The organism is Gemella morbillorum, assembly GCF_900476045.1.
Classification (GTDB): Bacteria; Bacillota; Bacilli; order Staphylococcales; family Gemellaceae; genus Gemella; species Gemella morbillorum.
In genome coordinates this window covers 223,933-248,549 of the sequence record NZ_LS483440.1, presented here as the reverse complement: position 1 = coordinate 248,549, position 24,617 = coordinate 223,933, and the positions used below count along the sequence as shown (strand labels likewise).

The 24,617-nt window shown below is 31.2% G+C and carries 27 protein-coding genes and 1 tRNA gene; 3 read left to right on the top strand and 25 right to left on the bottom strand.

Going from position 1 to position 24,617, the window contains the following annotated elements; translation table 11 throughout:
• Positions 1 to 50: 50 nt before the first annotated feature.
• The 12 genes from DQN46_RS01180 to DQN46_RS01125 all read right to left on the bottom strand — a co-directional run bounded on the left by DQN46_RS01180 (position 51) and on the right by DQN46_RS01125 (position 11,291).
• The gene (locus tag DQN46_RS01180) at positions 51 to 485 is read right to left on the bottom strand and encodes a GNAT family N-acetyltransferase (RefSeq protein WP_111742705.1); all 435 of its coding nucleotides are present in this window, start codon (positions 483 to 485) and stop codon (positions 51 to 53) included.
• A 30-nt stretch (positions 486 to 515) separates the two neighbouring features.
• Positions 516 to 1,898: an L-seryl-tRNA(Sec) selenium transferase gene (selA, locus tag DQN46_RS01175; protein WP_111742704.1), complete on the bottom strand. Its 1,383-nt coding sequence runs from the start codon at positions 1,896 to 1,898 to the stop codon at positions 516 to 518.
• A gap of 13 nt (positions 1,899 to 1,911) precedes the next feature.
• A complete protein-coding gene (locus tag DQN46_RS01170) occupies positions 1,912 to 3,063 on the bottom strand; it encodes an aminotransferase class V-fold PLP-dependent enzyme (protein WP_111742703.1) in 1,152 nt (383 codons plus the stop codon).
• Positions 3,064 to 3,121: 58 nt separating this feature from the next.
• On the bottom strand, positions 3,122 to 5,005 hold the full coding sequence (gene selB, locus DQN46_RS01165) for a selenocysteine-specific translation elongation factor (protein WP_111742702.1): 1,884 nt from the start codon (positions 5,003 to 5,005) through the stop codon (positions 3,122 to 3,124).
• A gap of 62 nt (positions 5,006 to 5,067) precedes the next feature.
• Positions 5,068 to 5,343 (bottom strand): putative Se/S carrier protein, encoded by a 276-nt coding sequence (locus DQN46_RS01160; RefSeq protein ID WP_111742701.1) that lies wholly within the window; start codon positions 5,341 to 5,343, stop codon positions 5,068 to 5,070.
• A gap of 8 nt (positions 5,344 to 5,351) precedes the next feature.
• On the bottom strand, positions 5,352 to 6,152 hold the full coding sequence (gene yedF, locus DQN46_RS01155) for a sulfurtransferase-like selenium metabolism protein YedF (protein ID WP_111742700.1): 801 nt from the start codon (positions 6,150 to 6,152) through the stop codon (positions 5,352 to 5,354).
• A 52-nt stretch (positions 6,153 to 6,204) separates the two neighbouring features.
• The gene (gene selD, locus DQN46_RS01150) at positions 6,205 to 7,179 is read right to left on the bottom strand and encodes a selenide, water dikinase SelD (protein WP_197712540.1); all 975 of its coding nucleotides are present in this window, start codon (positions 7,177 to 7,179) and stop codon (positions 6,205 to 6,207) included.
• Positions 7,180 to 7,374: 195 nt separating this feature from the next.
• Entirely contained in the window at positions 7,375 to 8,691 is a 1,317-nt protein-coding gene (locus tag DQN46_RS01145; RefSeq protein ID WP_111742698.1) for a CAP domain-containing protein, read from the bottom strand.
• Between the two features lie 399 nt (positions 8,692 to 9,090).
• A complete protein-coding gene (locus DQN46_RS01140) occupies positions 9,091 to 9,435 on the bottom strand; it encodes a DUF6176 family protein (RefSeq protein WP_111742697.1) in 345 nt (114 codons plus the stop codon).
• A gap of 54 nt (positions 9,436 to 9,489) precedes the next feature.
• Complete coding sequence (locus DQN46_RS01135; RefSeq protein ID WP_004633282.1) at positions 9,490 to 10,212, bottom strand: metallophosphoesterase family protein; 723 nt, start codon at positions 10,210 to 10,212, stop codon at positions 9,490 to 9,492.
• A gap of 89 nt (positions 10,213 to 10,301) precedes the next feature.
• The gene (locus DQN46_RS01130) at positions 10,302 to 10,820 is read right to left on the bottom strand and encodes a GNAT family N-acetyltransferase (RefSeq protein ID WP_004633284.1); all 519 of its coding nucleotides are present in this window, start codon (positions 10,818 to 10,820) and stop codon (positions 10,302 to 10,304) included.
• 12 nt (positions 10,821 to 10,832) lie between these two features.
• The gene (locus DQN46_RS01125; RefSeq protein WP_004633286.1) at positions 10,833 to 11,291 is read right to left on the bottom strand and encodes a low molecular weight protein-tyrosine-phosphatase; all 459 of its coding nucleotides are present in this window, start codon (positions 11,289 to 11,291) and stop codon (positions 10,833 to 10,835) included.
• A 254-nt stretch (positions 11,292 to 11,545) separates the two neighbouring features.
• Between DQN46_RS01125 and tehB the strand changes: the two genes are divergently transcribed.
• A complete protein-coding gene (gene tehB / locus DQN46_RS01120; protein WP_111742696.1) occupies positions 11,546 to 12,382 on the top strand; it encodes a tellurite resistance methyltransferase TehB in 837 nt (278 codons plus the stop codon).
• A gap of 97 nt (positions 12,383 to 12,479) precedes the next feature.
• Here tehB and DQN46_RS01115 read toward each other — a convergent pair whose 3' ends face one another.
• Together DQN46_RS01115 and DQN46_RS01110 are read right to left on the bottom strand one after the other, a co-directional pair.
• Positions 12,480 to 13,091 carry a ribonuclease H1 domain-containing protein gene (locus DQN46_RS01115; RefSeq protein WP_111742695.1) on the bottom strand — a complete coding sequence of 204 codons (612 nt, stop codon included), beginning with the start codon at positions 13,089 to 13,091 and terminating at the stop codon, positions 12,480 to 12,482.
• Between the two features lie 149 nt (positions 13,092 to 13,240).
• Positions 13,241 to 13,337 (bottom strand) — tRNA-Sec (locus DQN46_RS01110).
• 183 nt (positions 13,338 to 13,520) lie between these two features.
• On the opposite strand from DQN46_RS01110, the gene DQN46_RS01105 reads away from it, so the two are divergent.
• Together DQN46_RS01105 and DQN46_RS01100 are read left to right on the top strand one after the other, a co-directional pair.
• Entirely contained in the window at positions 13,521 to 13,973 is a 453-nt protein-coding gene (locus DQN46_RS01105) for a LytTR family DNA-binding domain-containing protein (RefSeq protein WP_111742694.1), read from the top strand.
• Positions 13,974 to 13,979: 6 nt separating this feature from the next.
• Positions 13,980 to 14,669 (top strand): LiaF transmembrane domain-containing protein, encoded by a 690-nt coding sequence (locus tag DQN46_RS01100; RefSeq protein WP_111742693.1) that lies wholly within the window; start codon positions 13,980 to 13,982, stop codon positions 14,667 to 14,669.
• Between the two features lie 67 nt (positions 14,670 to 14,736).
• Here DQN46_RS01100 and DQN46_RS01095 read toward each other — a convergent pair whose 3' ends face one another.
• From DQN46_RS01095 to DQN46_RS01045, 11 genes are all read right to left on the bottom strand, one after another.
• Positions 14,737 to 15,318: a TVP38/TMEM64 family protein gene (locus DQN46_RS01095; RefSeq protein WP_111742692.1), complete on the bottom strand. Its 582-nt coding sequence runs from the start codon at positions 15,316 to 15,318 to the stop codon at positions 14,737 to 14,739.
• Between the two features lie 21 nt (positions 15,319 to 15,339).
• The gene (locus tag DQN46_RS01090; RefSeq protein ID WP_111742691.1) at positions 15,340 to 16,827 is read right to left on the bottom strand and encodes a TIGR04282 family arsenosugar biosynthesis glycosyltransferase; all 1,488 of its coding nucleotides are present in this window, start codon (positions 16,825 to 16,827) and stop codon (positions 15,340 to 15,342) included.
• Positions 16,828 to 16,988: 161 nt separating this feature from the next.
• On the bottom strand, positions 16,989 to 17,726 hold the full coding sequence (locus tag DQN46_RS01085) for a rhodanese-like domain-containing protein (RefSeq protein WP_111742690.1): 738 nt from the start codon (positions 17,724 to 17,726) through the stop codon (positions 16,989 to 16,991).
• A gap of 134 nt (positions 17,727 to 17,860) precedes the next feature.
• Entirely contained in the window at positions 17,861 to 18,586 is a 726-nt protein-coding gene (locus tag DQN46_RS01080) for a rhodanese-like domain-containing protein (RefSeq protein ID WP_111742689.1), read from the bottom strand.
• A gap of 234 nt (positions 18,587 to 18,820) precedes the next feature.
• Positions 18,821 to 19,531: an HAD family hydrolase gene (locus DQN46_RS01075; protein ID WP_111742688.1), complete on the bottom strand. Its 711-nt coding sequence runs from the start codon at positions 19,529 to 19,531 to the stop codon at positions 18,821 to 18,823.
• A 97-nt stretch (positions 19,532 to 19,628) separates the two neighbouring features.
• Positions 19,629 to 20,150: a serine O-acetyltransferase gene (gene cysE / locus DQN46_RS01070; RefSeq protein ID WP_111742687.1), complete on the bottom strand. Its 522-nt coding sequence runs from the start codon at positions 20,148 to 20,150 to the stop codon at positions 19,629 to 19,631.
• Positions 20,150 to 21,058: a cysteine synthase A gene (cysK, locus tag DQN46_RS01065; RefSeq protein ID WP_111742686.1), complete on the bottom strand. Its 909-nt coding sequence runs from the start codon at positions 21,056 to 21,058 to the stop codon at positions 20,150 to 20,152. Before cysK ends, cysE begins: the two co-directional genes overlap by 1 nt.
• A gap of 182 nt (positions 21,059 to 21,240) precedes the next feature.
• Positions 21,241 to 22,125, bottom strand: coding sequence for an RluA family pseudouridine synthase (locus DQN46_RS01060; RefSeq protein WP_111742685.1), 885 nt, complete (start codon positions 22,123 to 22,125; stop codon positions 21,241 to 21,243).
• Positions 22,118 to 22,930 (bottom strand): NAD kinase, encoded by an 813-nt coding sequence (locus tag DQN46_RS01055; protein WP_111742684.1) that lies wholly within the window; start codon positions 22,928 to 22,930, stop codon positions 22,118 to 22,120. The genes DQN46_RS01060 and DQN46_RS01055 overlap by 8 nt, the downstream gene beginning before the upstream one ends.
• A complete protein-coding gene (locus tag DQN46_RS01050) occupies positions 22,917 to 23,477 on the bottom strand; it encodes a DUF402 domain-containing protein (RefSeq protein WP_004633313.1) in 561 nt (186 codons plus the stop codon). The genes DQN46_RS01055 and DQN46_RS01050 overlap by 14 nt, the downstream gene beginning before the upstream one ends.
• Positions 23,478 to 23,693: 216 nt before the next feature.
• On the bottom strand, positions 23,694 to 24,512 hold the full coding sequence (locus tag DQN46_RS01045; RefSeq protein WP_111742683.1) for a C39 family peptidase: 819 nt from the start codon (positions 24,510 to 24,512) through the stop codon (positions 23,694 to 23,696).
• Positions 24,513 to 24,617: the final 105 nt, after the last annotated feature.

Here is a 24,617-nt window from a genome sequence, read left to right as displayed (position 1 = left end):
TCATTGTATTCAATTACAATAAAAGACGATATTTCTATCGCCTTCTCCTTTTATAGTTTCTTAATTAATCGTTTTTGAGTTTTATCACATACGTAACCAATACTTTCGTAGAACTTATGTGCTTCTTTACGGCAAACATTTGAATTAAGTCTGATAAAACTAATATTATTTTCCAAAGCATAGTCTTCTACAGAACTCATAAGTTTTTTTCCTATTCCTTGCCCTTGAAAATTGCAATCTACTGCTAATGCAAGTATATTTAAACCCGCCTCCATATATAAGCTTTCATAAGACTCTGCATGGACAAACCCTATTATTTTTCTTGTTTGTTCATTTTCAAAACCTATTATTATATGATGGTTATTATCCTTAGTTAATTTTTCTATTTGTTTTTTCACAATGTCTAGATTGACATCATACCCCAACTCATAATCACTTATTTTTTGAATCTCTTTTGCATCTAATATAGTAATATTCCTTAGCATTTTACTTACCTAAAACTATAATTTTTAAACTTACTTCGTTACTTCTTCTAAAGCAGCTTTTACTATATCAAATTCTCTTGTGCGTAATGTACGCATATCAAGAATAATACTATTATCTTTAATACGTGTGATTATAGGAATCTCAACTTCTAATAGTCTACGTTCTATTTCTGTTGCATGAAGTTTTCTATGAGTAAGTTTTACAGCGACACTTTCAAGATAACTAGCTGGATAACTTCCTCCTCCTACTTCTGCTTTATCTTCTTCTATCCTAATATCAAAATCAAGACTACTTAATTTTGTTTTTAGGACATCTGCTTTTCCAAATAAACGTTCTTTAGATAAAGAAATCATATGTAATGTTGGTATGTGTTCTAAAGCATCTTTTTCATCTAGGTATAGTTTTAATGTTGCTTCTAGTGATGCTAGAGTCATTTTATCTACACGCAATGCACGAGTAAGTTGGTTTTTTTTCATTTTTTCTATATATTTTTTCTTACCAACAATTATTCCTGCTTGAGGTCCACCTAGTAGCTTGTCTCCACTAAATGTTACAATATCGATACCACTATCTAATATTTCTTTTACCGTTGGTTCATATGGTAAGCCAAATTTTGAAAAATCAACAAATTGTCCACTTCCCAAGTCATTAATCGAAACTAATTCATTCTCACGTGCTAAATATGAAATTTCCTCATTTGATACGCTCTCAGTAAATCCTAAAATTTTGTAATTACTTGTATGAACTTTAAGTAAAGCACCTGTTTCTTCAGTAATTGCATTCTCATAATCTTTCAAATGCGTTTTATTTGTTGTACCTACTTCTACCGGTACTCCTCCACTAAGTTTGATTATCTCAGGAATTCTGAATGCTCCACCTATTTCTACCAATTCTCCACGTGATACAATAATTTCTTGATCTTTTACTAAAGTGTTCAATGTTAATAAAACTGCTGCCGCGTTATTATTAACAACAAGAACATCCTCTGCGCCTGTTAATTTTTTAATAATATCTATAAGGTGAACATAACGACTACCACGTTTTTTATTATCAATATCAAATTCAAGATTTGAGTAATTAAAAGCAACACTTTCTATATTTTCCTTTATTTTTTCACTTAATAAGCTTCGTCCTAAATTTGTGTGTAGTATTGTTCCAGTTGCATTTATCACCCTACGCAGTGAATTTTTATCTTCTTTTTCTACTATTCTTGCTACTTCTCCTACTATTTTACTAAGGCTTGGCACTTCTGATAATTCTTCATTCAAAATAGCTTGTTTAATTTCTTCAATATATTGTTTTATTGCTGATTTTATCGCTACTTCTGTATAAGTATTCATTAGTTCTTTTATTTCATCTAATAACAATATCTTATTTATTGCTGGTATTTGTGAAAGTAAGTGTTTTGACATAGTGTCTCTCCTTTTATAGTTCTTTTGCTATGCTCTTAACCGCATTTATAGCATAGTCGACTTCTTCTTCTGTATTCATACTAGAAAATGAAAATCTAACTATTCCTTGATCTTTAGTCCCTAGTGCTTCATGCATTAATGGTGCACAATGCGCCCCTGGTCGTATCGCTATGTTATATTGTTCTGAAAGTACATCAGCTACATCAGCGGCAGGAATATCTTTGAAATTCATCGCAACAACTGCTGTTCTTTCTTTTGTAAAATCTCCATAAAATTCTAAACAATCAAGGTCTTTTAACTCATTATAAAATCTATCGGCAAAACCTATTTGTTTTTTGTAAAGATTGTTAATACCTTTTTTGTTTATATATTTTATTCCCTCATGCAATCCTAAGATTCCCGCTGTATTTAGAGTTCCTGCTTCTAGACGTAATGGATATTCTCCAGGATGTTCTTTGTCAAAAGTACGGACACCACTACCTCCAACTTTATAACGACGAATTTCTGGTTCTTTCAATCTTATGCAAAGTCCACCAATACCTTGTGGTCCGTAAAGACTTTTATGTCCTGTAAAACACAATACATCAATGCCCAACTCTTCCATATTTATCGGTATTACTCCCGCTGTTTGCGAAGCATCTACAACTGAAATAATATTATGTTTTTTGCAAATCGTCGCTACTTTTTCCAGGTCGATAATATTTCCTGTTACGTTAGAACTATGCGTAATAGCAAGCATCTTAGTATTAGGTCTAATAGCCGCTTCTAAGTCTTCATAGCTTATCATACCTGTTTTATCACCGTATACTATCGTATAGTCACACCCAATAGTTTCATGAGCTAAATAAATTGGTCTTAAAACTGAATTATGCTCCATAGATGTTGTCACAACATGATCTTCTTTATTCAATAAACCGAAGATTGCAATATTTAAACTTTCTGTTGAATTAGAGGTAAAAACCATTCTATCTTCTTCTTTTAATCCAAAAAAGTCCGCTACTGCTTTACGTGCTTCATAGACTTCACGAAAGGCGTTGTTCGCTTCATAATAGCTTCCTCGTGAAGCATTGGCATACTTCCCAGAAGATAATACTTCATAAACTTTATCAGCAACTTCTTTTGGTTTTTTTAATGATGTTGCACCATAATCAAAATAATAACTCATACCTTTTTCGTACTTTAGTTAAAATAATTTTATTTATTATTCCAACCTGCTCCCTTCTTTATTTTTTTGCTAAAACTCTGTAATTTTCTACTCGACGTGTTACTCCCAATTTGTCGATATATTCTAAAATCGCCATTGAATATTTTCTACTTGAACCCGTCATATCACGGAACTCTGCAAGGGCCATCTTGTCATTAGTTGAAAAATGTTCTTCCACTTTCTTTATTGCTTGATCTAACATATCTTTATGTAGTACTAAATCAGCGTCTAATCGAATAATTGTATTATCTACTAATGAATCTAATAACTCAACACTTGCTTTTACTCCATTTGTTAAATCTTTTATAGTTGGCGGCGTGAATCCTCCTTGAAGTAATTCGCGTTCAATACGCGCTTTTTCTGCCAGTTGTTTTTTATCATAATTTACTACAAAATCTTTTTCTGCAACTAGATTTCCTTCTAGACGTACTTCATTATTTTTTATAAACAAATCTATCATCTCTAAAACTTCTTTTTGAGATAATTTAAATTTAGAAATAACTTCAATTTTCGGTATTCCTACTTTTAATTTATAACGTTTATGATAGTCGATTAAAAGTTTTTTCAGTTTTTCTAAGACTTCTTCATATTTTTTCTTGTGAATATAGCCTATTTTTGTTTGATAAATAAGTCCCTCTTCTAATAACTGCGCTATATCAGCTTCAACCTCATTTACTGGAAGTTGCAACTCTTTTACTATATTATCTTTAGCCACTAAATAATCTTGGTGAGATAATAGATAATTAGCTATTAAATCACTAGAATTTCCTTCTAACTGAACTTTTAATTTTTCTAAAATTTCTTCATTAAATCGACTATGTTTTTTAGGATTAGCATCTAAGATAACCCCTCCACCAATAGTAATCATTGGTGAGTACGTTCTAATAATAAATTTATCATAATTCTTCACAGCTATTTCTTCTTCTAAACGAAGTTGAGCAAACCCATTACCCCCGGCTGCTAATTCTTCTGCTCCAAGAGGTACTACACGAGCCATAATTTCTTTAGTTCCTATATAAACGCGCACTCTATCCCAAAGCTCCAAATTAGCACTTTCATCATTTATAAGTTTAATTTCAGTATCAATCATATATGTTTTTGTTAAACTTCCCGCTGTTGCTAATGTATCTCCACGTTTAATATCATCAAACTTGATATTAGCAAGGTTTATAGCTGTTCTTTGACCCGCTGTCGCTTGTGTTACATCTTGAGCATGAACTTGGATATTTCTTACTTTAGTTTTTATCTCTTTTGGATAAATGACTAATTCATCTCCAACATTTATTACACCTTCTGTTAAAGTCCCTGTTACTACTGTCCCAAAACCTTTTACTTGAAACGCACGGTCAACATTAAGGCGTGCATTTTTTTCAATATTTCTTGTTTGAATATCTTCTGTTTTTTTATCAATAGTTTCTAATAAAGTATCCAACCCTTTTTTACTAATTGAATCTACCTCTATAATCGGTGCATCCTCAAGAGGAGTACCTGCTGTAAACGCACGAATATCTTCTTTTACCAGTTCGCGATATTCTTCTTCAACTAAATCTATTTTTGTCATAACGATAATATAGTTTTCTATACCAAGAAGTGTTAGAATATCGAAATGTTCTTTTGTTTGTGGCATAATACCTTCGCGTGAATCGACTAAAAGTAATACTAAGTTAATTCCACTAACTCCTGCCAACATATTTTTTATAAATCTTTCATGTCCTGGAACATCTACCACTCCGCATCTTTTCCCACTTGGTAGGTCAAAATATGCGAACCCAAGGTTTATAGACATCCCGCGTTCTTTTTCTTCTTGTGTTGTATCTGTTTCAATACCACTCAATGCTTTTATTAACGTTGTTTTTCCGTGATCAATATGACCTGCAGTTCCAATAATTACATTATTATTCATCTAATTCCACCTTTTATATTAAAAGTAGAGACTATATTTACTTTTATCTCTACTCTTAAAATTTATTTTATTTGATAGTCTTTCAATTCTGTTACTACCCTTTTTATTCCTGCTTTTTTTGAATAGTACAAGCCTTTATATTCAATTTTCTCAGCTATTAATACTTTCACAACTACATCAAACTTTTCCCATGCTACCTTTAGCATAAATCCGCATCCAGCACTTATAGATGGATGTGTCGGAATTAATGATGCCCCTAAATCCTTTGTAGCGCAAATATCATCCGCTTTTATCGCATCATGTGTGCTATTAAAAACCACTAGTCCCTCTTCTATCATACTTCCTCCTATGGCTGAATTACTCTATTTGCTTTTCTCATGTCTTCCACAATAAAGTACATGTTTGTTGGATTACCTACAGCTAGGTCTATCTTGTTATAATCTATACACGCACCACAGCAAACAATTTCTACACCATTATTTTCTAGCTCTCTTAGTTCATCAAGAACATGACTTCTTGTTTTATCTACTAATAATCCACCGCCATTATAGAAAATAATTTTCTTAGGTAATACTTCTTGTTCACTAAGTGCATATAGATACGCTTTAATCAAACGTTTCCCTAATTCTTCACTACCATGCCCCATTTGACTTTTATTAATAACAACTATGTAGCTCTCATCTTTAACTACTGGCAATTCTTCTTGTGTTGCTACTTCTTTACGCGTAATCTCTACTTTAAATCCTTCTTCTATAGTTGATACTTTAATTTCGTGATTATTCTTTTCTGCAAATTTTTCTAAGCTATCCACATGTTCTTGAAGTCTTACCAATAAAGTTACTTTTGGCTCTTCTTCTAAAGTTCTTTTCGCTTGAGTTACTGGAACAACACATTTATCACAAAGAGTATCTATTACGACACCTTCTGTTACTTCCCCTTTTGATATAGTAACAATATATTTATCCTTCGCTTCTTCTACCATTTCAAAGTTGTACCCTAATTGATTTGCCATTTTTTCTAAATTTTGAGTCGCTATAAAATTATCAACTGTAGTTTCAACTACATCATTTTCTAATAATAGTTTTTTAGTTTGGATAACTGGTAGTGGACATGCTAACCCTTGAGCATTTAATTTTTCTTTTTTCATATTTGAATATCTCCTTTTATTGTAGTATTTTCTACTTCTGTATTTTTTAAATTTATTTTACTATTACAGCTTTTTCTTGTTTTTTAATAACTCTTCCTACGATTGCGCTCTTTATTTCTAAAGTGTTTAGTTTTTCTAAAAGTTGTTGAGCTTCTTCTTCAGGAATAGATATTAATAGACCTCCTGAAGTTTGTGGATCATACATTATCTCTTCCAATGCAAAGTCTTTTACCTGATAATCAACATTAGGTTCTACATATGTTCTATTTAATTGGCCTCCCGCTGTAATAACAAATTCATTTGCACATTTATAAGCTTCTTCTATATAAGGAATATCTTTAATATTAATCTCTGCAGAATACTTACCATCTAACATTTCTACAAGATGTCCTAAAAAACCGAAGCCTGTAATATCTGTACAGCTATTAACATTGAATCCTTTCATCATATCAGCAGCATATTTATTCAAAGTAGTCATTTGTTTGACGCTTTGCGCGAATGCTTCTTCTGAACATTCTTTTACCATATGCGCTGTATTAATAATACTAATCCCTAGTGGTTTAGTAACGATAAGCATATCTCCTGGTTTACAATTATTATTTTGTAAAATTTTATCAGGATGTACTACTCCCGTTACAGATAATCCGTACTTAGGTGTTGTATCATGAATAGAATGCCCACCAGCAAGAACTCCTCCAGCTTCATGAACTTTTTCTGCTCCACCTTTTAATATTTGGTGTAAAATCTCTAAATCCATATTTTCTGGGAAGGCTACAATATTTAATGCCGAAATTACATCGCCACCCATAGCCCACACATCGCTTAGTGCATTTGTTGCCGCTATTTGACCATAAAGGTAAGGATCATTTATCATTGTTGTGAAGAAATCCAACGTCTGGATTATAGCCTTATCATCAGAAATCTTATAAACTGCTGCATCATCTGACGATTCGTATCCTACTATTAAATTTTCATCATATTTCTTTGGAAGATCTTTTAATATATCTGATAGAGCCCCCGGCCCTATTTTTGAGTTTCAACCTCCACAAACAATCATATTCATTTTCTTTTCTGTCATGCTTACCTCCTGCACTATTATATAATATAATTATACTACCTTACGTTGATTTTTAAAAGTATTATTTAGTTTTTTAATGTAAAAGAAAAAGAAAACTTAAGTGAGAATTCACCTAAGTTTTCTTCTTGTTAAATATCTTATATTTTAGTATCTTTTACCATCTAAGTAAACTGATGGAATTGGAGTTATTCCTTGGAATGCTCCGCTATTATTTTGGTGGTGTACTAATGCTACTCTTCCTCCAGAAATAGTTATTCCTACACCAATTTCAGTAGCTGATTTTGCTAAAAGCGTATTTCTATGACCATAAGGGAATGCTGTAGTTACATTTCCAATTTCATGGTATAAAGTATCTAATAATCTTTGCGCTACTTGATCTGGAGTCCCACTATTTGTGTTAATAGCAACGTTATAAAGAATATGTTGTGCTCCTGGATATCCAGCTTTCGCTGCCGCTGCTTTTTCATACGAACCTGCTGGTCCATGAATAGCTGCATTAAATGCGGTTTGTAGTACTGTAAGCGAACGCGCTTTTGTTCCTGCGTTTAATGCTGCATTTTCTTTTAATACGCTTAAGCCATTCATTGCACGTAAGGCATTTACTTTACTAATATATGCTTGTCTAATTTGCTCTTCACGAGTTGTTGCTTGTGGCGCTGGTGCTGCAGCCTTTGGTGTAGCTGCTGGTTGTGCCGCTTGTTTTGGAGCTTGTTTTGGAGCTTCTTGTTTCTTCTCAGTATTCGTTACTTTTGGTGCTGCTGGCGTTGCATTGTTCATAATTGTTGGAGCTTTTGGCGCAACTGCTGCTGGTGCATTTAAGAATGTTGCTGCTCCTGCTGGTTTATTAGAAGGTTGTGCGTTACCTGTTTCTGGTTTTGGCACTGTATTTTCTTTTGGTGCTGCTGGCGTTACAGGCTTTGGAGTTTCAGCAGGTTTTTCTGTTTCTTTTGGTTCTGCTTTTGGTTGTCCTTCTTTTCCATTAGCCGAATTGTCTGCATCAGTGCCTTTTTTGTTTTCTTCTTGTCGTGCTTTAACTTCTGGTGTCGCTATTTCGTAACGAACAGAAATTTTAAATTTGTATCCACCAGCTTCTACTGTAGTATTGATAGTTTTTCTTTCTACTGCTGTATGTGGTAATTTTTTAGTAGGTGTTTTAGATTTTAAATCCAATTCTACTTCTACCGCTTCTCCAGGCTTTATTATATCTCTTTTAATAACAAATTCAGCTTTGCTTTCTTCAACAACAATGCGTGCTACAACATTTGCTACTTCTTTTTCTGATGTTAAGCGCGCATAATAATTACCATTTTTTTCATATACACTTACTTTTACTTCTTTAACGTTTACATCTACCGCTGCATTATTCACATCTAATGCATTTGTTGGGAGTGCTGTTACTCCTGTTAACAATACTAGCCCTGTTAACACTTTACTCGTTATCTTTAATCCTTGTTTTCTCATCAAAATATTCTCCTTCATCAATTTATTAATTTTAAACTTTTAATAGTCTCCTATATTATACTCCCCTTAAGTTACAAACTTCAATAGATTTTCCAATTTGTAATGCAAATTCAATGTTGTAACACTGTTGAAACATTTCTTACAAAAAATAACAGTTTAGTTACTTATTAGTAAAAAATTAAGGTAATTAGTTTTAAGGACTAAATTTTAAGTATAATTTTAATTATATTTAAGGTTCAGTTTTTATAATGTGTATATAACTAGTAAATAGTTATAAACTTCATAAACTTTCCTTTTCTATAAAAGGCCGAGACAGATGTGCTCGGCTCTTTTTTTTATAATTTTTTGAATTGAAAAAGGAGAATTAACCATAAATTTATGGAATCCTCCTCTTTAATTTTACTTCATCATCGCTTGAATTTTTTTAGGAATCATAACCACTTCGGTAATTAAATCTTTCGAACCAAAACTTGGATCAATGCACTGTTCCCAGTACTCAAGATGCTTTTTATCTATTTCATGATTAGACGTCTCTACATTTTCTCCTTGCTCTCCTTGGACAGAGTACCAATATAAATATTCTTCTCCATTTAATTCTTCTCGAAAAATAGTTTCAACATACATTTTTTCACGTTCTAAAGTTAAAAGAACACCTTCCATATTATCATTCAGAAATTTTAACCACTCATCTACTTTGTGACTCATCCCCGGTTTTACTCTAAATCTAGTAAGTTCTACAATCATAAAAACCCTCCTTAATTTCTTATTATTCCACTTTCTATATAAAAATTTTCTTGATTATTTATAACTATCTTCTTCTAATTGTTTACTTTGCTGAAACAGCATGCTACCATCTTCATTTATAATAACAATGTTTAATTTCCCTCCATAAACACAGCCACCGTCTATATTTATACGATTTTCTCGAATATCATAATAAGGTTCTTCCCTAATTGGACTGTGCCCATGAAAAATCTTTTTATCGTACTTTTTATCACTACTTAAATACGGCTCTCTTATCCAAATTATATCTCTATGTTCTTGATTCCAAAAATTTTTATTAAAATCTACTCCCGCATGAACAAAATAGTAATCCCAAGACTCATAGCGTGTCTGAAGTTTTTTTAACCATAGTCTTAATTTTTTATATTCTCTAGCAAATTTTTTAAAATAATATCTTCTATTTTCTATTGTTGCTTCTGGATAAAATGACTGTAATGTTGTTAATCCATTATTTCTAAAATAGTGGTCTTGGCGCCGATTATCAAGTACGTTATATCTCGCTTCTTTTAGTGCGAGATTAAACATATCTTCATGATTTCCCAATAAAACAACATGGTGAGAATAGTCTTTCTGTAAATTGTAAAAATATTCCCACACTAATTTTGTATTTTTTCCTCTGTCGCACATATCCCCAAGACAAATAAGTTTATCTTCTTCAGGATTGAATTTCACTTCATCTAACAGTTTTTTCATAGTATAATAACTACCATGAATGTCTGAAATAATAATTTTCCTCACAAACTCACCTACTTTATAAACTCTCTCTCGTATATTCCTTATAATTAAAATATATCCTCTTTTATCACATTAGTTTATTTTAACTATTTTTATATCATGTATTCTGGCTCTATATCACTGTCTCTTATATCTTTTTGATACCATACTACATCATACCAACGATTAAACTTATAGCCCACATTTTGAAAATGTGCTACTTTTCTAAAACCATGTTTTTCATGAAACGACACACTTCCCTCATCTGGATAAGAAATACAAGAAGTTATTCGACAAATCCCTTTATCATATAATCTTTTTTCAAGTTCATTATATAATTTATCTCCTATACCTTCTCCTCGCACTTGTTCATCCAAATAGATTGTAATCTCTGTTGTCCATGCATAGGCTGCCTTTGGATAAAATTCTCCAGCATAGGCATATCCCAAAACTTCTCCATCTTTCTCTGCTACTAAAAATGGATATTTTTGAAGTGTATTACTAATCTTCTCTTCAAAAAAATCTACACTTGGGACTTCGTAATCAAAGGTTATCGCTGTATTTTCTACATAAGGGCGATATATGTCAGCTATTCTCCCAGCATCTTCTAAGTTTACATCTCTTATTAGCATAACAACCTCCTACTATAACTTTTCTTTTTTTATCTTTTCAAGTAAAGCTTCACACCCCTGAACTACATCGCGATATGTCGCTTCAAAATCACCTGTATACCAAGGATCATCTATAATATGATTACGTCCAGCATACTCTAAAAGTTTTCTTACCTCTCCTGCTTGTCTACCACGAATAAATCTTTTAATATTATCAATATTACTATCATCCATTCCAACGATATAGTCAGCCATAAGGTCATTATCGTTTAAAGGACGTGAATACATCCCCTCAACACTTATACCTACTTCTGCTAATTTCTCCCGAGTTCCATGATGAACGGGATTTCCATGTTCCCATGATGATGTCGCTGCTGAATCTATTTTTATTTTCTCGCTTAAATTTTCTTTTTCTACCATATCGCGAAATACCGCTTCAGCCATAGGAGAGCGACAAATATTTCCTAAACAAACAAATAACACTTTTACCATAATATTACCTCTTCCTCTTATACTCATATAATTATAACATATCTATTTTAAAACTAAAAAATATTCTTTATAAAACTGCTCTTTAAGAAACTTTATAGCGAACTATAATATACTAAAAAGTATTGATTATCTTTATATTTTAATTATTTTTACAAACAGCTCTAATTTCTTTAGTTTCTTTCAGATATCATTTTTATTTAATTCCTCCTCATGATATAATATATTAAAAAGTATCATTTAGTAAGGAGCAGTATATGGAACATAATCTACTTTGTTTTAAACTTACATCTACCCTTACTGCTCTTTCATTACCAAGAGAGTATCGGGAAGGATTTTATACTAAAAGCGGAGTTTGGACTAAACTAATAATTATAAAAGGGAAAATGAAATTTGTTTTCCTCGATGAACAACTACAAAGTATAAAAGAATTAAACTATAATAAAAAAACTGATACTGGTTTTATAGAACCTAATAGCATTTTTCGTATAAGTCCAACATCAACAGATTTACAATTTCATATTGAATTTTATTGTGAAGCACAGGATTACTTTTTCAATAAATATGACTTAGGCACTGCTCATCCCGAAGTTGTTAATGCAATGGATTATCTATCTCCATGCAAAGTTTTAGACTTAGGGGCTGGTCAAGGAAGAAATTCATTGTATCTTGCCTCTCTTGGCTGTCAGATTTCTGCGGTTGATACTAATGCAAAATTCTTGCAAGATTTGGTAGATATTTCTGTAAAAGAAAAACTTAACTTAAACATATTCAAACACGAAATAAATGAAGCTAATATAAAGGATACTTATGACTTTATTGTAGCCACAGATGTTTTTATGTATCTTAACCCCACACGTATTTCTAGTGTTATACACAATATGCAAAAACAGACTAGTATAGGTGGTTATAATCTTATTGTTAGCGCACTTAATACTATAGGCGTTCCAACAATACCATTCCCATTTACATTTATAGAAAATGAATTGCTAGAATATTATGATGGTTGGGAAATTATAAAATATGAAGAGTATAAAGAAATAACAAAAAGCTCTCCATATCCTTATGTAGTACTTTTTGCTAAAAAAAATTGAAACTTAATTATTGTACATCAACTCTATATTTTTTTTAAAAACTTCAAAGGTTTATATTTACCTTTGAAGTTTCTCCTTTTATTATTTCAAACTAACTTTACATCTTGTTCTTCTTAAATTCAGCGATAGCCTCTTTTGCCAATTTATCAACGCGTTCATTTAATTCCACACCCGTGTGTGCCTTGACTTTTACAAAATTAACTTTTACCCTAGTTGATACTTTATCAGCAAATTCCTTATAATTTTTGGTATAATCAAGATTTGTTTTCCATTTACCCGTTGCCCATGATTCTATACCTTGGTAATCATAGAATAATGTTATTTCTGAAATTTTTTTGTCAACTGCATACCACATAACAAATTTTGCTGCTTCTAGTTCACCAGCTACGTTGTGTAATTCAGCATATTCTCCTTTATTGCCAGCATGCTTATATTCATAATGTTGATCTCCATCAACAATAACAACACCAGAACCATAAATGCCATTTATCCTATCATAACTACCATCTATGTAGGCATAAACTCCTTCGACTTTCTCTAGTTTTTCGCTGATAATTTCACGTTCATTCAAATATGCTTCTGCTTCTTCTTTTGTTTTAAAACTTTTGTATATAGCACCTTTAAAACCTACCACTTGCTTTTGACATTCTTCCCATGTTGAGAAAATTCCTACTTTTCTTCCATTTTTCACTGCATAAAATTTCGCCATAATAATCCTCCTAAGATTCCACTATACACTCTACTTCACTCTCTTACAAACGATTATTTTCTATTAACAATTATCTAATTTTAAATAATATCACTATATAATAAAAAAAATCGATGCGTTGCACCGACTCCATCTATAATTATAAAGACTGGCGGGAATGTGTGGGAATCGAACCCACCCAAGAGGCTCTTAACCCCTCATACTAGTTTTGAAGACTAGAGAGCACACCAGAACTCATCCACTCCCATGAACAAGATTTATTATACAATAAAATATATAAAAAAGCAATAGCTTACCGTGGAAAGCAAACCATCTTAATACTACTTTCTCTCCACTTACCTTATCTTCTTTACCACTTACTGAAAAACTATTAATTTTCTTTCAAATATGTAGTATGATATACATATAAGAATAAAGAAAGGAGACAATATGAAAATTAATATTAAACTTGATTCAAATATTACGGATATAGAAGTTGTTATAAAATCTCCTGAGTTAAGTAATGATGTTATTGCGATAAAAGATTTAGTGGAAAAAGCTCTTGCAAGTACCCAAAAAATTATTTTTTATAAAGATGACACAGAATATTTTATTCCTCTTAGTGATATTTTATTTTTCGAAACCGATGATAATAAAGTTTATGCACACTCTTATGATAATTTTTACGAAGTGAAATACAAACTTTATGAATTAGAAAGTATAATTCCATTTTATTATTGTCGAGTTTCTAAATCTGCAATAATAAATCTTCAAGCAATTTACTCGCTTGAAAAATCTTTTTCAGGAGCGAGTACCGCATCCTTTTCAAAAAGCAAAAAAACTGTTCACATATCAAGACATTATTACAAAATTGTTAAAGAAAAATTAAAAGAAATGAGGTAAAAACTTATGAGAAAAAAAAGTCTAATAGGTTTACTATTTATTATTTTTGCAATATCAATCGCATTTGGCGAATTAAACTTCTTTCCATCAGGAACTATATTTCTAACTTTAGGAACTATTATTTTAGGGTATTTTATTGTAAGAGGGTTAACTGATTTTGATGTTTTTGGAACTATGTTACCAGCTGCATTACTATTTATTATTTATAACAAACACTTCCATTTTGCAGCTATATCTACTGGAAAAGTAATTTGGATTGCTATTCTTCTTAGCATAGGTATATCAATGCTATTTCCTAAAAAGTTAAAATATAGCTTCCAACGTAAAAAAGATAGATTCCGTGGATATACTAAAAAAACAGAAACTCAGGATTATTCTAACGTTACTTTCGGTGAAAATGTCCGCTATATCAATATTAACGAACTAGATTATTTCAGATCAACTACAACATTTGGCAGCACAAATATTTACTTTGAAAAATTAGATACTTATTCTATCAAAGATGTTCATATAAGTATTACAGCAACATTTGGAGATGTAAAAATATTCGTTCCTAAAGAATGGTCTGTCGAGAATAGGATCTCTTCGATTCTTGGAGAAGTTAATACTCCATTTGCTACTCCAAATACTAATGATGTTAAAATAATTTTAACTGGAAATGCTACTTTTGCTGAAGTAAGTATAATTTACATATAATAAATTAACGGTTAAACATAAAAAAATCTCTTTAAGACATAAAATTAAACGTCTTAAAGAGGTTTTTCTATTCTTGTTCTTGAGATTTTTTCTGTTGTTCTCTTTTTTCCACTAGTTTTGATAAGTAGATTGAACCTACAGTTAATAGTATCACTAGTAATGAAGCGATTAAAAATTCTTTACTAAAAACGTTAGAACTAGTTGCCCCAAAGTTTAAGAAAACAATCGTTCCTGGTACAATACCTAGTACACTCGCTATCATATATTTTGTTAAACTTATATTAGTAAGTCCATATCCATAGTTTATCATATTATATGGAACTAAAGGAATAAGTCGTAATATAACTAAACTCACCATTAACTTTTCATCACTCACTCCAAAAATACGTGCATGTTGTTCTGGCTTCATCTTTCTCGCTAAGTAATTACGAACCCAATCACGCCCAAAACGTCTTGAGATAACAAACATTACATAACAATTTATAGATGCTCCTAAGAATGTTAATAAGCTACCTTCTACAAATCCAAATGCAAGTCCTCCAGCTACAGCCAAAATTGGGACTGGAAAGAAAAACACCGGCAGTATCGCAAACATCAACACATAGACAATTGGTGCAACAACACCAAAACTTTGTATAAACTCCGTCATAATATTCTCCTTTTATACTTTCTAATTAAAATACTTTGAAATCTTTTCTAAAAATTCATAACTAATATAAGATGAAATTTTCTTGAAAGTAAACTCATCTGTCAACAGCTTTGTACTTTCACTATATTCTCTGTAAGCCATCGAACACCAAGTTACGCCTCGTAAACAATTAAAAATCAAATATCTATCAAAGCGAGCACGATCATAGTTGCGATATTGGCTATAATCTTCTAAGAAATCATCAATCTCTTTTGGTGTTAAAACTATATCTGTTTTCCAAAACGTCGTTGTCGGTGCTAAAAAGTGTGCAAGGTCCTGCTCGCACTCTCCTATTAAAGCTTTTTCCCAATCGATAATACAACTATCTTCCTTGCTATTTCCAATCAAAAAGTTACCAGAATTAAGCTCTGTATTAATAATACATGGATTTTTTATTTTGTACTCCGGTGGAATAAGCTCTTTACAAATTCTTAAAAAATCTTTAATATATTGCGAAGCTTTGTCGTCTGCATTCTCCCAAGTTAAATATTTACTTGCCATACTCTCGCACTCGTCATACATAAGTTGGAATGGATTTTCTGCTTTAATAAGATTATTCTCATCAAATGCTGTATTGTGAACTTTACTAAGTAAGTAACTCGCAATCTTCATGTCCTTCGTATAATCTAATGCGACACCTTTTAAAAATTCCATCGTCAAATAATTATATGGCAAATACTCGGTAGTTGTCACAAGTTTATATGGTTTAGGCGTAACTCCACTATCTTTTAATAATTCCAAAGTCTCAAATTCGTATTCTATTTGATTATCCAAGTTCATTTGGCTCTTCATATTTAAACGAAGAACTTTCTTCATATTATCTTCATCGAATGTAAAGTTAATATTATACTCTCCAGCCCCTAATAGTTTGATATTTTTATAGCCTGTTTCAGCATAAAGCAAATCTTCTTTTATATCAATATCAAGAGCAGCTCTACCTAAATAATAAGTAAGATTATTTTTCTCTAAAACTTTAATTAAATTTTCTAAAACTGAACTATCCCCATAACTCGGTAAATCAAAAACTTCTTTTATAGCCTTCTTCATACCAATTAAGAAATATCCACCATCTTCACTTGGGTTAATAACAATATCATGTGTTTCAAGTTTTTCAAAAGCCTCTTCTATTATATCTTTATCCAAGTTGAAAATATCAGAACCAAGTAAAATAACTTTACTATCCGAGATGACCTCCTCTAATGCGTTATACATTTTATCACCTAGGTTATCACCCTTTTGATAATAAAATTTATCACATGAAATAAGTTCTGCCATTTCTTTGTCATCTGAACTATTTCCATCATGGCAAACAAGTAGTTCTCTATTAGTTTCTGCTAATAAGTCATAATTTTTCTTCAACAATTTCTTTTGAATATTTACAGCTTCTGTTGGTGGCATAAAGTCATAAAGACGCGTCTTCGTAGTCCCTATCTTCGGCACTCGCGTAAATAGTATAATTTTTTCCTTCATAAAATATTACAAAAGGGGAAGACTATTCTCCCCCTTCCTTTCATTAATTAATGATGATTATGTCCTGAATGGTCGTCCTTCTTATCAGAACCATGATTATGTCCTGAATGGTCATCTTTTTTGGCAGAATCATGATTAGCATGCCCTTCATGAGATTTTTCTTAACCTTTTGTTTTCTCACTAGGTTGTTTACAACAATCTGCTATTTCAAATTTATAATTGTGTTCTTTTTTTCCATCTAATGCATTAAAAACATTTTTATACCCTAAATCAATAAGTTTTTGTGCAATTACCGATGAACGATTACCAGTATAACAATAAACGTATATCGGTGTATTTTTATCTTCTGGTAATACAGATTGAAGGGCATCTAGATTTTTTGAATCTACATTTTTAGCTCCCATTGCATGACGTTCTTCGAAATCTTTTTTATCACGTGCGTCCAAGAAGAAGTTATTAGCATTATGATCTAATAGTGCATCTTGGAATTTAGCACCATTTAATACTGTATATTTAACAAATTCATACTTATACTCTTTTGTGTTTTGAGCGATTTTTACATTTTTAAATCCTTGTTTTGTCAATTTGTCTAGCGCTTCTTTTGATTTATTGTTGTCATCACTATAAACAACAACTTTTTTCTCACGCCATGAGCTTATTGCTTCAATACTTTTATCAATATTTGCAACTGGAATATTAATAGCATATTTTAAATGTCCTTCTTTATAAGCTGCTTCATCTCGAACGTCTATAACAAGATAATTTTCTTTTTCCTGTTCATTTTTTTGGATATTCATTAAGTCATCACCTTTTACTGAATAAGCTGATCCTGAACACCCCGCTAATGTTAGTGATAATACCGCTGCTATACTAGCAGTTAAAATTTTATTTTTTTTCATTAAACCTATTTCCCTTCATACCTCTTTATTTAATAAAAGACAAGGTGAAACGTAAACTTTTATTAACACCTTGTCCTTTTAGTATACCCTAAAGGCCTATTATCTCCTAATAATTAACACTAATTTATTATTCATTAGAATTTATATTCGTGTTCTTTTGCTCCATCCCAAGCATTATAAACATTTGTGTAGCCTAATTCTACAGCTTTTTGAGCAGCTTTAGTTGAACGGTTACCACTGTAGCAGTAAGTGTAAACTGGTGCGTTTTTATCAGCTGGTAATAATGCTGCAAGATCTTTATCTAGATTCTTAACATCAATATTTTTAGCTCCTGCTACATGTCCTTTTTCAAAATCTTTTGCTTCACGAACATCGATAAATGTACCTTCTTTTTTATCAATAGCTGCTTGGAATTGGTCTGCAAGTAATGTAGTAAATTTAACTAATTCGTAGTCTTTATATTCTTTAACTCCTTTAGCGTCACTTACATCTTTGAATCCTGCTTTTACTAATTTTTCAGCAGCTTCTTTACTTTTCTTACCAGTATTACAGTATACGATTACTGATTTTTCTTTCCAAGCACTGATTCTGTCGATATTTTTTTCGATATCAGCTAATGGAATGTTGATAGCGTGTTTAACGTGCCCTTCTTTATATTCGTTTTCTGCACGAACGTCAATTACAAGGTGTTTTTCTTTTTCTTTATCATCTTTTTCAATTTTGTTTAAATCTTCTCCTGACATGGCTTTTACTGTTGGAGCATTGCTATTATTTTCTGCAGGTTTAGATGATGAGCACCCCGCTAATGTTAATGATAAAACAGCTGCCATAGTTACAGCCAACAATTTACTTTGTTTCATAAAATTGTCTCCTTTGTATATATTGTTATTGTTTCCATGGCCATTATAACAGATTATATAATTTCATTCAATAGCGCTTTTTAAAATACTTAACAATTATTTTAATTTTATTTCTAATAAATATAATCAAATAACTGGCATCAAGACTATTATTACTATACTCAGGGTTTTTTAACGATGTAAATATTTTAATGTTTTCTTTATAATCAGAAAAATAATTTTTATTTTTATATATTATAACATCTCTAATTGTTCAAGAAATTCATTAATATTTTTTACTTTACATCCTTCATAATGAACAATTTTGTCATCAAAATGCCATTTTTTCTCTATTAAACAAGTTTTTAATCCTAATTTTTGAGCTGGTTTTATATCGTAGAAAATTGAATCGCCTACCATCATTGTTTCATCTGCAATTAAATTCTCATTATCCAAAATATTCGTTAACGCCAGCGGTTTAGGTTTACTTACTTTCGTCTCTTCAGAAATATACAGGCTAAATAATTCATCTAAACCAAGTTTTTTTAGCTTCAATCTTTGCTCATAGCTCTTTCCATTGGTCAAAAGGATTAATTTATACTTTTTGCTTAATTTTTTTAACTTCTCATTTAATTCTTCATTCGGTTCTATACAATCTATTATAAAATCAAACTGCTTTTTATAATAAATACCGCAATCTTCCAACGTTAAATGCAATCCGTATATTTCCATAGTCTTAATTAATCTTTCATTGCGAAGATTTATCAACTTAAGATTTCCTCTATGAATTTCTTTCATCAATTCGTTATTTATTCTTTTATAAGCTATAAAGAATTCATCATAAGACGTTATCTTATCATACCCAAGATACTCAAAAACTAATTTATTAGATTTTTTCCATACCGTACTAAAGTCATACAATGTATTATCTAAATCGAAAATTAAATTTTTTATTTTTTTCACCATCTCACCTCCTAAAAAATGAATTATTACCACTATTTACCATTATTTTATAATTAAAAAAACTAAAATCCAAGCAAAATAACTTGGATTTCAGTTGATCTTATTCTTCATATTTTATTGTAGGACGAGCCTCATAAACTAGCGTACCAGGTGGTACACTCTTTTTTAAAACCGCATTTGCTCCTATTTTAGAATTATCCCCTACTGTGACATTACCTAAAATTTTGGCACCTGCACCGATAATAACATTATTTCCTATAGTTGGATGTCTTTTTATCGGATCTAATGTCGTCCCTCCTAAAGTTGTTCCATGGTACATAGTAACATTATCCCCTACAATTGCAGTTTCACCAATTACAACTCCCATACCGTGATCTATAAATAGACCTTTACCTATTTGGGCCCCTGGATGAATTTCTATACCTGTTATTCGTCTAGCGCGTTTAGCAAGTATTCTTGCCAAGGTATGATGCTTTTTCTTATATAGCTTATGTGCAAAATAGTGATAGTTCAATGCCTTTATATGTGGATATGTTAAATATATCATAAGTTTAGACTCAGCAGCAGGATCTTCTCTAAGCACTCGGTTAATGTTATAGCGTAAATTATCAAAAAACTTCATTACACTTCTACATATGTAACTTCATCAAACTCTAACATAGATAAATATTTATCTACTCCGTCAGGTAAGATTGTTACAATTTTTTTATCGGGATACTTAGCCGCTACTTTTTTTGCACCAGCAATAGCCGCTCCTGAGGAAATTCCAACTCCAATACCAGTTGTTCTCACGAAGTTTTTAGTTTCGCTTATTGCTTCATCACTTGATACTGTATAGATTTCATCCATAAGTTCTTTATTAAAGTTCTCTGGTACAAATCCTGTTCCAATACCTTGGATTTTGTGAACTCCTCCATGCCCTTTACTAATGGCTGGCGATTCTTCTGGTTCAAGTGCAATTGCTAAAACTTCAGGTTTATTTTCTTTTAAATATTTAGCAACACCAGAAAATGTTCCGCCAGTTCCTACTCCTGCTACAAAGATATCTAAATCTGGAACTTGCTCTAAAATTTCTTTCGCTGTAGTTGCATAGTGATATGCTGGATTTGCAGGATTATCAAATTGGCTTAAAGAAATAGCATTATCATATTTTTCACGGATTTCTGCTGCTTTATCGATTGATCCTTTAATTCCTAATTCTTTTGGTGTTAAAATTAATTGTGCTCCGTATGCTTTAATTAACGTACGACGCTCTATACTCATACTTTCAGGCATAATAATAACAGCCTTTAATCCTAATACCGATGCTAAAATAGCAACAGCAATCCCAGTGTTTCCACTAGTTGGTTCTACGATAATAGTATCGCTATTTACTTTTCCTTGACGTTTTGCTTCTTCCAGCATACCAAGAACAGCACGATCTTTAACGCTTCCCCCTAAGTTATATTTTTCAAGCTTCACAAAAATATTTGTGTTGTCTATTTTATATATAGGTGTATTCCCTACAAATTTTAATGATGATAACATAATATCTCTCTCCTTTTCTTGTTATTCATTTACATTAAATTATATCATAAATTTTATTTATTGAAAATATTTTAATGTGAATATTCTGAAAATTTATTACAAAGTAATTCTTAAGTATTTTGGTAAATACTACTTTGAATACATTAAATACTTGTTTTTTTAGAATTAACTAAATAGCACAAGAATTAATATATTCCTATGCTATCTGTAATAATTCTAATATCCTCTGCTAAAGGGACTTCTAAAGAAATTTCATTTTGTGTAATCGGGTGTTTAAACTGTAGATTATAACAATGTAATGCTTGTCTCTCTATAAGGTCTTTGTTACCTCCATACAGTTCATCTCCTAAAAGTGGATGGTCTAAATGGCTCATATGCACTCGTATTTGATGAGTACGTCCCGTAAATAATTTTAATTTCACCAAACTAATATCTTTTTTTTCGTCATATTTTTCTAACCAAACTTGTGTTTTGGCATAATCTCCATCTTCTGCAACACATCTGGTTATAATACTATCCGCTTCTCTTTTTATATTGGCTTCTATAACTTGGTCAGCAACTCTTCCTTTTGCGAGTGCAAGATAAAATTTATTTATGTCTGTTTTTCCAAATAGCGCATGAATATGACGATGTTTTGCAATTAAAACTAATCCTGTAGTATTTTTGTCAAGGCGAGTGACTATATGTGGAATAGTGACATAGTTATTATCATGAAAATAAGTATTAACTATTTCTAAAAGCGAAGCATCTTCTTCATTTCTTGAAGGAATAGAAGGTAGATTAGCAGGTTTATTGACTACAAGAAAATACTCGTCTTCATGAATAATATCCAGATTCCCTTCTATAAAACGAACATGTTCACTAAATTTTTCGCTTGGCAATGTTATTGTTACTTTGTCACCATTTTTCAAAATATAGCGGACATTTTCTTCTTTGTCATTTACCTTAATACTGCCATCATTATCAAATTTTATCCTTGTTAAAGTTTTACGCGAGATGTTATTTTCTAACAAAAACTCGCGTAAACATTGTTCTTTTTCTATTGTATAAGTTAATACTAAATTAGTCATTGCTAATAAACGATCTTTTTACTCGTTGCCAAAAGCTATCATCGTTGTAACGAATAAACGAAATCTTTCTATCCTTTGCTAAAGTAATTTGTAGTTTTGATATTGTTTCATAATTAAAGTGTAAATGGTCAACACTTATACGATGATTATCAGCGTTTATAGGTTTTATAGTTAATTCATCATCTTCTGATAAAATTAGAGAATTCCCTAATGTTCTGTAAACCAGATTATTTAATGCTGCGATCTCTGTAACTTGGTATACAGCTGATTGTGGATGAATTACAGCCCCACCAAGACTTTTGTTGTAAGCTGTAGACCCTGTTGGAGTACTTATGCATAAACCATCTCCTCTAAAACTTTCAAAATGTACACCATTTATATAAACTTTGGCCGCATAAGTCGTCCCTGTGTGATTATTTACGGTAATTTCATTTAGAGAATAATATTCTCCTACTAGTTTTCCATCTTCACAATATGCTTTTAATCTTAATACAGGGTATTGCTCTATTTTCGGCTCTAGTGCCAACATATCAAAAAATAATTTTTCAAAATTCTGAGCTGAATAGTCTGTGTAAAATCCTAAATGTCCCGTATGTATGGATAGAAACTTTATTTTATCTAAGTTATCTATATGTTTATTAAAAGTACGCAGTACTGTTCCATCTCCACCAATTGCAAAAACATAATCGGGATTTTCAGTATCTTCTTTCATATTACTAGCAAGAAGAAATTCTTTTAACTTATTTCCAATTTTTACCGAAACTTCATCATCCCTTAATTCTATGCAAAATTTACCTTTTAACATTTTTATCCTCTTTTGTTATTTTTTCATAATTTTCTAACCAAACATCTGCAAAGTCCGGTGCTAACGCTCCTTGATTGTTATCTATCCATTCTTGCAGTTTGTTAACATTATATTTCAATATTTTATCAATCTTCTCCCCATAATTATAACGAACTTTATTCTGATTATACTCATCTTCATCTAATAAGAAGTATTTACCATCTGGATATTTTTTTATATCAAGGTCATAGTCAATATATTTCACACCATCTACGTCATAAGCAAATGGGCTACTTAAATTTGAATAATAATGTACGCCATCTTCCCTAAACATGCAAATTATATTAAACCAACTTTCGCTATGGAAATAAACTAGAGCAATCTCTTTTGTTACCCAAGTTCGCCCATCGCTTTCTGTAACTAATGTTCTATTATTTGCCAAAATTAAAACTTGTTCATCCGCTTCAAGAACAATGTTTTTATGCCAAATTCTATGTATAGAACCGTCATGTTTATAAGCAATTATTTTTACTACATCCCCCTTTTGGGGCTTTCCATCTCTATACATACTCTCTCCTTTCATCATTTTATTCTTCATATCTTTTTTATTATATCATAATTATTCCTTCTTATTCCACCTTAATTACCTATTTCTCTCAATTATTTTTCACAAAATAAAAGAACTAGTTGTTAGATTATTTAAGCATTTTTACAAGCAAAATTATTCCTATATTTCACTTGTAAAAATAAGCTTATTTTGGTAAACAACTAATTCTTTATTTTCTTACCATGCATAGTTAGGTTCTTCACATGTTAGCATTGAATTCAATAATTTCTCTGGTGTTTCTATTTTTAGCCCACCATATACACTATCTTGTACTTTAGGAGCTGGATCTAAGTAATAAACATACTTTATATCAGAGCCATCTTCTGTTTCTATATAGCCGATTGCTGTAACATTATGTTCTCCTTTTAAACCTGGATATATTTTAGAAACATCCATTGTTAAATACATAGGATACCCATCCTTTATGTTTTTCTTTAATCTCTGCTTAAATAATGAAATTTCTTGTGCACTTTGCGTACCACCGACTACCACTTCTAAACGATAACCTGCTTGTCCCGTAACTGGGAATTCATATCCAAACATATATTTATTTAATACCCTTATAGCATCTTTATTATGTGTTCCAAATGGTTCATAAGTCCCCATTTCTTTAGCTAATGTGAATTGATCTACATATACTCCGCGATATGATAAAATCATGCTAACACTAGTAGGAGCACAATAATACCAAACTTTTTGTACTTGTGGTGTTACATTAAGTCTAACTTTTCTATTAGTTTCTTTTGGTGTTTCTTTTACTTGAGACGTTTCATTATTTGGGGATTTTTCTCCATCTTGAGTCTTTTTTATAACCTCATTATTATTAATATTATTTTTATCATTAGGATTATTTTCTTGACGGTTTACTTTATTATCTTCTTTTTTATTCTCCTCCGTCTTAGTTGGGGCATCCTCTTTTTTATCTATATTTTTACTACAACCACATAAAAAACTAACAATTAATATCGTGTTTAACAACAATTTTATAATTTTCATCTCGTTCTCCCCCCTTCTTTTTTCCTACTATTATTTTAGCATATTCTTTCCTTCTTAGTCTATTCTCATCCTAGACTTACTAGCTAGTTGCAGTTTGCAAAATTT